8 protein-coding genes are annotated in these 8141 nt (G+C 67.6%); 1 reads left to right on the plus strand and 7 read right to left on the minus strand.

Features of this window, described 5'->3' with window-relative positions:
* From ABIR74_RS07790 to ABIR74_RS07820, 7 genes are all read right to left on the minus strand, one after another.
* The coding region (locus tag ABIR74_RS07790; RefSeq protein ID WP_348176757.1) for an SDR family NAD(P)-dependent oxidoreductase at positions 1-419 on the minus strand (419 nt) is incomplete at its 3' end.
* Positions 416-1219 carry an acetoacetate decarboxylase family protein gene (locus ABIR74_RS07795; RefSeq protein WP_348176759.1) on the minus strand — a complete coding sequence of 268 codons (804 nt, stop codon included), beginning with the start codon at positions 1217-1219 and terminating at the stop codon, positions 416-418. The genes ABIR74_RS07795 and ABIR74_RS07790, both read right to left, overlap by 4 nt.
* Complete coding sequence (locus tag ABIR74_RS07800) at positions 1219-2151, minus strand: VOC family protein (protein WP_348176761.1); 933 nt, start codon at positions 2149-2151, stop codon at positions 1219-1221. The genes ABIR74_RS07795 and ABIR74_RS07800 overlap by 1 nt, the downstream gene beginning before the upstream one ends.
* Positions 2148-3026: a fumarylacetoacetate hydrolase family protein gene (locus ABIR74_RS07805; RefSeq protein ID WP_348176763.1), complete on the minus strand. Its 879-nt coding sequence runs from the start codon at positions 3024-3026 to the stop codon at positions 2148-2150. The genes ABIR74_RS07800 and ABIR74_RS07805 overlap by 4 nt, the downstream gene beginning before the upstream one ends.
* Positions 3010-4344, minus strand: a complete 1335-nt coding sequence (locus ABIR74_RS07810) for a glutamine synthetase family protein (protein WP_348176765.1) — start codon at positions 4342-4344, stop codon at positions 3010-3012. The genes ABIR74_RS07805 and ABIR74_RS07810 overlap by 17 nt, the downstream gene beginning before the upstream one ends.
* 68 nt (positions 4345-4412) lie before the next feature.
* Complete coding sequence (locus ABIR74_RS07815) at positions 4413-6074, minus strand: cytochrome P450 (protein WP_348176767.1); 1662 nt, start codon at positions 6072-6074, stop codon at positions 4413-4415.
* A 10-nt stretch (positions 6075-6084) separates the two neighbouring features.
* Entirely contained in the window at positions 6085-7653 is a 1569-nt protein-coding gene (locus ABIR74_RS07820) for an APC family permease (protein ID WP_348176769.1), read from the minus strand.
* An 84-nt stretch (positions 7654-7737) separates the two neighbouring features.
* Between ABIR74_RS07820 and ABIR74_RS07825 the strand changes: the two genes are divergently transcribed.
* Positions 7738-8141, plus strand: a 404-nt coding sequence (locus ABIR74_RS07825; protein WP_348176771.1) for a GntR family transcriptional regulator, incomplete at its 3' end; no start/stop codon positions are given.

An 8141-nucleotide genomic window follows, 5' to 3' on the forward strand; every position in this document is an offset into this window, starting at 1 on the left:
GGCGCCGCCCGCATCCCGGCGACCGAGCCGATCGAGACCACGGCGCCACGGCGCTCGAGGAGCTGGGGCATCGCCGCGCGGGCGACGAGCAGCGCCCCGAAGACGTTCGTGCGGAAGACACTCTCGAACGACACCGGGTCGAAATCGAGCAGCGACCCTTCACCGCCGATTCCGGCATTGAGCACCAGCGCGTCGAGCCCGCCGAACCGAGCGACCGTCTCCGCCACCGCGCGGTCGGCATCGGCGGCGACACCTGCGTCGGCGGCGACGGCGAGCCCTCCTACTTCGGCCGCGACCTCCTGGATCGGCCCGGGCCTGCGGCCCGTCACTGCAACCGCGTATCCGTCCGCGGCAAGCCGTCGTGCAACAGCCGCTCCGATCCCCGTGCCACCGCCGGTGACGAGCGCGACCCGCGTCATGCGCGCAGATCCTTCACGATCTCTTGGTCGTCGACCGTGTACCCGAACGTGAACCTGAAGCCCTTGCCGATCTTCACGGGAGCAAGCAGATCGTGCTCCTCGTGCGGTGCGCCGAACAGGTCGAGCGTCGCGCTCCCCTCCCATACTGCCGAAACGACGCGGTCGCGACTGCGGGAGCGTGCGAGCTCGTGGACGGCGGGGTCGTCGTGACGACCGGCTTCCAGTCGCGGGAAGTGCCGCACATTGACGATCGGTGGGTCGTTGTGCGTCGGACCGGTCTCCGAGAGCTGCTCCAGCGTCACGGTCGCCTGGACGACGCGGCGCTCGTAGGCAGCGCAGGTGCCGCCGAAGGTCGCCCCGGCCCTCACACCGGGATCGGCCGGGCTCTCGAGCCCGAACGTGCGTGTCATCCAGATCGAGCCCAGCTTCTTGGGGAAGCCCTGCAGCCACCCACGCGTCAGCGCGAAGTCGCGGTCGACCCAGATGAAGGGGCACGTCGTCACCTCCTCGCCGTCGAGCAGCGCGTTGACGACGAGGAAGACCTCCTTGTACTGCGAGCGAGAGGGGTCGGTCAGCTCGCCGCCCCGCTCCGAGCACGACTGCCAGTCGGCGAACACGGCCGCGCACCGCCCTGCATCGGGGTGAGGGTCCAGACCTTTCGGAAGCACCGATGCTGCCTTCTCGGGATCGGCCCAGTACTCGACGACGAGAAAGTCTCCGACGTAATGCCAGGGCGGATACGGCACGATGGACGAGCGGCCTCCGGGCGAGCGCGGGATCGTGAAACCGGTGACGGCCATCACGCCTCCCCGGGCGGCGGCAAGACGTGCCCACGCGTCTCGAGGCTCTCGCGCTCGTACTCGATCGCGACCGGGTCGAAGCGGAAGTAGGAGCGGGGCGGCAGCGGCCCCCACGTATTCGAGGAGTAGCGATCGTCGGGGTAGACGCGCGGGACGTGATCATCCTGGATCTGCTCCATGTCGCAGTACAGCTCCACGAAGCACGCCTCCTCGACGATTCGGACGTAGCTCGCGATGTTGCCCGCGATTCCGTGCCGTGTCGGCCCCCAGCCGAGCCAGCGGCCGTGGCGGGCGACATGATCGAGCATGTCGCGCATCTTCCCGATGTCGACGGTCTCGAAGGCAAGGTGGTGGAAATGGGCGTAGCCGACGTCGACGAGAGCCATCACGTGGTGATCGGTGTTGATGTGGAACCAGACGCCCACCTCGTCGAGCCAGTCCGACAGGCGCATGCCGAGCACCTCGGTGTAGAACCGAAAACCTGCGTGAATGTCGCTCGTCAGGCAGTTGACGTGGCCCAACTTGCGGGCCGCGCCGAGATGGACTGTCGTGGACGGCCGCGCGTGCTGCGGCCAGCGGTCGACCTCGGCCGCCGGCGGTACGTGCGGCATCAGCTGCACGGGGCGGCCATCCGGATCGTCGACGAACAACGAGTCCTCGCGCTCCTCCCAGGCGAGATCGTGGGTCAGGAGGTGGGCGCGGGCGTCGTCGGGCGAGCAATCCCGGGCCAGCTCGAACGCAAAATGGTCGTGCCCGGGGATCTCCCCCTCGAGGAGCTCGAGGCAGTACGGCTCGTCGTTGCAGGCGAGGAGCGCCTTCCCGTTCTCCCGCGCGCGCTCGACCAGCCCAAACTGGATCTGCCACCGGGCGGACGCCTCGTCGAGATCGGCGACGCGCAGGGAGACGTGGTCGAGCCGGTGCAGGCGGATCACGGCTCGCGGCCCTCGGCCACCATCCGCTCTGCCTCGTCCTCGGGAATCGCGAGCGCCACGTGAAGCGTCTGCGCCGAGACCTGCATCTGCTCTCCCGGACCTGCGAGATCGACGTCCCACTCCTCGATCGTGTTCGTCAGCCGGCCGATGCCCGAGATCTCGACCTCGACGACGTCACCGGTCTTCATCGGGCGGGAGTTCGCGGGCGTGCCTGTGAGGATCACATCACCGGGCTCGAGTGTGATCAGCCGGCAGAGATCCGCGAGCTGGTAGGCGACCGGGAAGAGGAGATCGTCGGCCGTCGCCTCCTGCACGACCTCGCCGTTGAGAACGGTGCGGAGCGTGAAGTCGGTCGGGTCGAACTCGGCCGCGGGCACGAGCTCCGGCCCGAGCGGGAGGAAGCCATCGTGGCCCTTGACGCGCAGCATGGCGCCGCGGTCGGCGTGCCGGAAGTCGTGCATGCCGACGTCGTTGGCGCACGTGTAGCCACCAACGTAGTCCAGAACCTGGTCGATCGGCACTCCCTTCATTCGGCGCCCGATGATCACCGCGAGCTCGCCCTCGTAGTTGAGAAAGCGCGAGCCGCGGGCCATCAGCACGGGCTGACGATGGCCGTTCAGCGTCGTCGGCGGCTTCATGAAGTACGACGGCTCGGGCGGCGTCTTCGCCTCGTACTCTCGCACGCGGCTCCCGTACGTGAGATGCACCGCGAGGATCTTCGACGGAGAGGCGGGGGCGAGATAGTGCGCCGATACCTCGGCGATCCGGAGGCCGTCGGAGAGGATGATCTCGGCGCCGACGTGGCGGCCCCAGCGCGCTTCGCCGTCGTGCTGGACGCTGACGCAGCGTCCCTCGGGGCTAGAGATGGGCAGCATATTCTTCGATCTCCCACTGGCTGACGGCCTCGACGTCGAGCTCGCCGACGGCCTCGGTGAACCGCTCCACTTCGAATCGCTTCATCGCGAGGAATGTCGAGACGAGGCTCGTACCGATTCGCTCGGTGAGCACCGCGTCGGCCTCGAGCGCGTCGAGCGCTGATCCGAGATCGGAGGGAAGCGACGAACCGGCGTGGGCATCGTCCATGCGGTACGCATCGCCGACGACCGGGTCGGGGGGAGCGAGACCTCGCTCGATACCGTCGAGTCCTGCAAGGAGGAGCGCTGCGATCATCAGGTGTGCGCAGGCGGCGCCGTCGGCAGTGCGCACCTCGACCCGAGCCCTCGAGCCGCGCTCGTTCGGGACGCGGCAGAAGGCCGTCCGGTTGTCGTGCCCCCAGTTCGCATGCGTCGGAGCGAGGCTGTCGGGGAGGATGCGCTTGTACGAGTTGATCGTCGGCCCGAGGATCGCCTGAAGCCCCTGGGCATGATCGATCACGCCGGCGATGAAGTTGGCAGCGAGCGGACTGAGGCCGTCAGGGCCTCCCTCGTCGGCAAAGGCGTTCCTGCCGTCAGCGTCGTTGAGCGAGAGGTGGACATGGAAGCCGGAGCCGCCCTGATCTGCGAATGGGCGGCCCATGAATGTGGCGAGCATCCCCTCGCGAACCGCGATCTCCTTCACGGCCGCCTTCAACATGAACGCCCGATCCGCGGCGTCGAGGGCACCGGAGTGCTTGACGTTGATCTCGTACTGCGAGTTCATGAACTCGTGGTTCGCCGCAAACGCCTGTAGCCCGAGCTCGTCGCACCAGAGGAGCATCCGGAGGACGATCTCGCGTGGGTCGGAGACGGCCCCCACGGTGTAGACGCGAGAGAGCTCGTCGACGTAGCGACGGAGTCCGTTCGGAGCGTCGGCATCGCGCTCGGCGAGAAAGAACTCGAGCTCGGGCGCCACGATCGGCTCGAGGCCACGCTCCGCGTACGCGTCGACGACCCGATGAAGCAAGGCCCGCGGACACGACGGAAAGTGATCGGCGCCATCGAGCGTCCACGCCTCGCCGAGGCACCAGGCAACCTCCGGCTGCCAGGGCACAGAGCGCAGCGTGTCGAGCTCGGGTCGGATCGCGAGGTCGATGTACCCCTCCTCGCCGCCGACGACCGGCGTGTGCCGCAGGTCGGTTCCCATCACGGCGGCGCAGAAGGAGACGCCTTCCTCGCACATGCCGGCGAAGTGCCCGATCGGGATGTCCTTGCCGCGCGCAACGCCGTGCAGGTCGGTGAAGAGCAACCTGACGGCGCGCACGCCAAGGCCGCTCATTGTCCTCGCGGCCGCTTCCGCTTCCTGGTGCAAGCTCAACTCGATGCCTCCTCAGCCTGGATCGGTGGTCAGGAGCGCACCTGCACGGGCAGGCGCTTGATGCCGTTGAAGAAGTTCGAACGCAGGCGCGTCGGCGCTCCGGCGAGCTCGATGCGATCGAGGTAGGGGATCATCTCCTCGAGCCAGATCCTCACCTCGAGCTTCGCAAGATGTGCCCCGAGACAGAAATGGGGCCCACCGAGTCCAAACGTGAGGTGTCGGTTCGGCTGTCGACCGAGGTCGAGCCGATACGGATCGGCGAACTTTTCCTCGTCGTAGTTGCCGGCTGCGTACCACATCGTCACCTTATCTCCGGCCTCGATCCTGCTGCCGTGGACGGTGACGTCGCGCGTGGCGGTGCGCCTGAAGTGGTGGACGGGATGGGCACGTCGAAGGATCTCGTCGGCCGCCGTACCGGCGAGCGATGGGTCGGCGATCAGGCGGGCGACCTCGTCGGGGTGGGCCAGGAGGTCGAGGAGGCCGAGGCTGATCGTGTGCCTCGTGGTCTCGTTCCCGGCCGTCGTGAGAAGGATGAAGAAGAGCCCGAACTCGTGCTCGGAGAGGCGGGAGCCGTCGAGCTCCGCCTCGACGAGCTTCGTCGTGATGTCGTCACGCGGATCCGTGCGACGGGCGGCACCGAGCCGGCAGCCGTACTCGATCAGCTCCGGTGCGAAGGGGCTCGAGAACGGCAACAACCGAATCGACGGATCGTTCGACGTCAGCTCGAGCAGGTTCTCCTCCCCGACGACCTCGGGATCGGTGTTGCCGAGAAGCTTGTCGCCGAGCTCGATCAGCAGCCGCCGATCGTCGACCGGCAGGCCCATGATCTCGGAGAAAACCCACATCGGGATCTCCGAGGCAACATCCTCGACCCAGTCGAAGGCGTCGCGCTCGAATGCCTGCGCGAGGATCCCGCTCGCGAGCGCCCTGATCCGCTCCTCGTAGGTGTTGACGACCCGCGGCGTAAATCCCTTGTTGACGAGGGCCCGAAGCCGCGTGTGGGCTGGTGGGTCGGTGTCGAGCATCGACTTCCGCGCCTCGACTTCCTCCGGCGTCAGATCCTCGAGCGACGTGCCGCCCGCCTCGGAGGAGTAGGATTCCCAGTCCTTGGACATCTGGACGATGTCGTCGTAGCGCGTGAACACCCAGAAGCCACGGCCGTCCTCCTCCGGCTGCCAGTACAGGGGCGCCTCCCGGCGGAGCAGCGTCAGCCACTCGTACGGCACGCCCTGCTCCCAGACGCCGAGATCGGTCAGGTCGACGTCCCCGAGCGAGAGGCCCTCAACCGAGGGAGCGCCCGTGCTCGCGGCGCGGGCAAGGTCGATCGGCACGTGTTCCTCCCGCTCGTGCACCGCCTCCGCGGCTGCGGGGGGCGGTCCGAGTCGGACCTGGAGGTCACCCGCCTCGACGCGCGCCTCGTAGATCGGAAGCGGCTCGAGCGCTGGTGGGCAGAGGACGTCCCCGGTGCGGAGGTCGAACTCCGAGGCATGGCAGGGACAGACGATCACGCCGCCGTCGAGCTCGCCGTCGGAGAGCGAGCAGTCCTCGTGAGTACAGGTGTCCTGGAAGGCGACCCAGCCCTCGGCCGTCTTCCCGAGGCACACGGCTGTACCCCCGACCTCAACCCGGCGGAGGAAGCCCACGGGGGACTCCTCCGCCGCGCCGATGCTGTTCCAATTGAGCTCGGTCACGGTCTCCCCGCTACAGCGGCGTCGTGTCGCCGGCGGGCTCGTAGCCGAGCGTCTCGTCGAGCGGCGCAACGCCGTGATGTTCGGCCGCGTGCGATGCTGCGCCGTCGATCTTGTCGCGCCGGGCGACGACCAGGATCACGAACCAGATCAACGCAAGCACGAGGAGCCCGATCGTCCAGGCAGCGGCCACCCAGTTGAAGTTCGACTTGTCGTGCGGCTCGGGGTTGAGTGCGCCGTAGAAGCCGAGGATCGGCGTCGCCACCGCTACGGCCACGATCAGGTATTGCCACGGCTTGTTGCCGCTCGTGGGAACGAGCCTGAATGCCGCAACCGCGAGCACGAGATAGACGAGCTCGATCGCAAAGGAACCGATCGTGGCGGAGAGGATGAAGGTTGCGAACTGGTCGTTCGGAAAGAACGGGACGAACGCCCCGGCCTCGTCGACGAAACCGAACTGGGAGGCGTAATCCGTCGCAAAGACGAGCAGCGTCAGGCCGATCCCGCCGACGGCGACCATCAGGTTCCCGACCCACGGCGTGTCACGGCGCGACGTCTTCGCGAAGAACGCCGGGAGCAACCCGTCACGCCCGAGCGCAAAGAAACCGCGGCCGATCATCACGCAGATCGCGAGCGCAAGCGCCATGGCGTCGAGGATGACGACGAGCTCGAGCAGCGTCGCGAACCACGATCCCACGTAGAGCGTCGCCATCTCGCTGACCGGTCCCGGCGAGAACGCCCAGAGGCCCTCGCTCACGGCCTTCTCGCCGTACCCGATCGAGAACGCGTAGGACATGAGCACGAAAAAGCCCGCGGCAACGGCAACCGTGCCGATCAGGGCGCGTGGAATCGAGCGATGCGGATCCTCGGACTCCTCGCCGATCGAGGCCGCCGCCTCGAAGCCGACGAAGAGCAGGATGCCGAGCAGGATCCCGCCGAGCACGCCGCCACCCGTGACGCCGAAGAGCGATGTCTCGCCAGGATTGAACATCGTCAGGGTGTTTCCGTCCTTCCCACCCTTCGCGATGATCACGATCGCGAGGATCACCATCGGGATGAACGACGCGATTGCGAACGTCAACATCGCGCGAATGGCGAGACGGATGCCGAAGTAGTTGAGGACGAGGACGATCGCGAGGGCGATCATGCCCCAGACCCACCAGGCCGGGCCGCTGTCGGAGATGTGCGTCGTCCAGAACCCGTCGATCAGCACGCTCAACCCGAGGTAGATGCCACCGCCGCCGAGGAAGAGCGCCCCGACGAAGAAGAAGCCGGCGACGAACACCCCAACCCAGGGGTGCGCGCCGTGGGTGAGGTACTCGTACACAGCCCCTGCTCCCGCATACTTCCGGGCATAAAGCGAGATCGTGTACGCGATCGCGAGCACGCCGAGCCCGGCGAGCAGGACGGCAAGCGTCGCGTTCCAGCCCGCGCCGATATCGGGGCGCGAGACACCGCCGAGGATGAGCGCGACCGAGAACATGGGGCCGATCGCGAGCGCCTGCGCGACGGCATGCATGGTCGTGAGGTTCTTCTTGCCGAGCGTTCCCTGTACGCCGTCGCCCTCCGAGGCCTGGCTCATGCGATCAACCCTCCCGTGTCGGTGGGACGCCTCCCGTGCTGCTTGCGTCCCGGTCGCTGGGACGATATAACGTTCGAACATCGAATGTCAACTCTTCGCCAAGCCGACGTCGATCCCCATCCCGCCCAGCCGTTGCGGGTGCGCTCGGTCGTCGGTCTCGCCTATGACGAGATTCGCTCGCTGATCGTCGCGGGCACGCTCGAGCCGGGCTCGCGCCTCGCACAGGGAGTGCTCGCCGACAGCCTTGGTATCTCGCGCGGCTCGGTGCGCGAAGCGCTCCGAAGACTCGCAGGCGACGGACTCGTCGACTTCGAGGTCAACCGCGGCTTCTTCGTCGCCGAGAGTGGGCTCGACGACGTGCGGCAGCGACTCGAGGCTCGGCTCGCCCTCGAGCCAGAGATCGCGCGGCTTGCTGCCACCCGCTGCAACGACGACGATCTCGAGCTGATGCGCGAATCGATCGCCGCCGAGTCAGCGGCGACGACCTC

Source organism: Gaiella sp., from assembly GCF_039915195.1.
Lineage (GTDB): Bacteria > Actinomycetota > Thermoleophilia > Gaiellales > Gaiellaceae > Gaiella.

Excerpts from the sequence above, each read along its gene's own strand:
- ABIR74_RS07795 (WP_348176759.1), bottom strand. The coding sequence starts at position 1,219 with ATGGCCGTCACCGGTTTCACGATCCCGCGCTCGCCCGGAGGCCGCTCG.
- ABIR74_RS07805 (WP_348176763.1), bottom strand. The coding sequence starts at position 3,026 with ATGCTGCCCATCTCTAGCCCCGAGGGACGCTGCGTCAGCGTCCAGCAC.
- ABIR74_RS07810 (WP_348176765.1), bottom strand. The coding sequence starts at position 4,344 with ATGAGCGGCCTTGGCGTGCGCGCCGTCAGGTTGCTCTTCACCGACCTG.
- ABIR74_RS07820 (WP_348176769.1), bottom strand. The coding sequence starts at position 7,653 with ATGAGCCAGGCCTCGGAGGGCGACGGCGTACAGGGAACGCTCGGCAAG.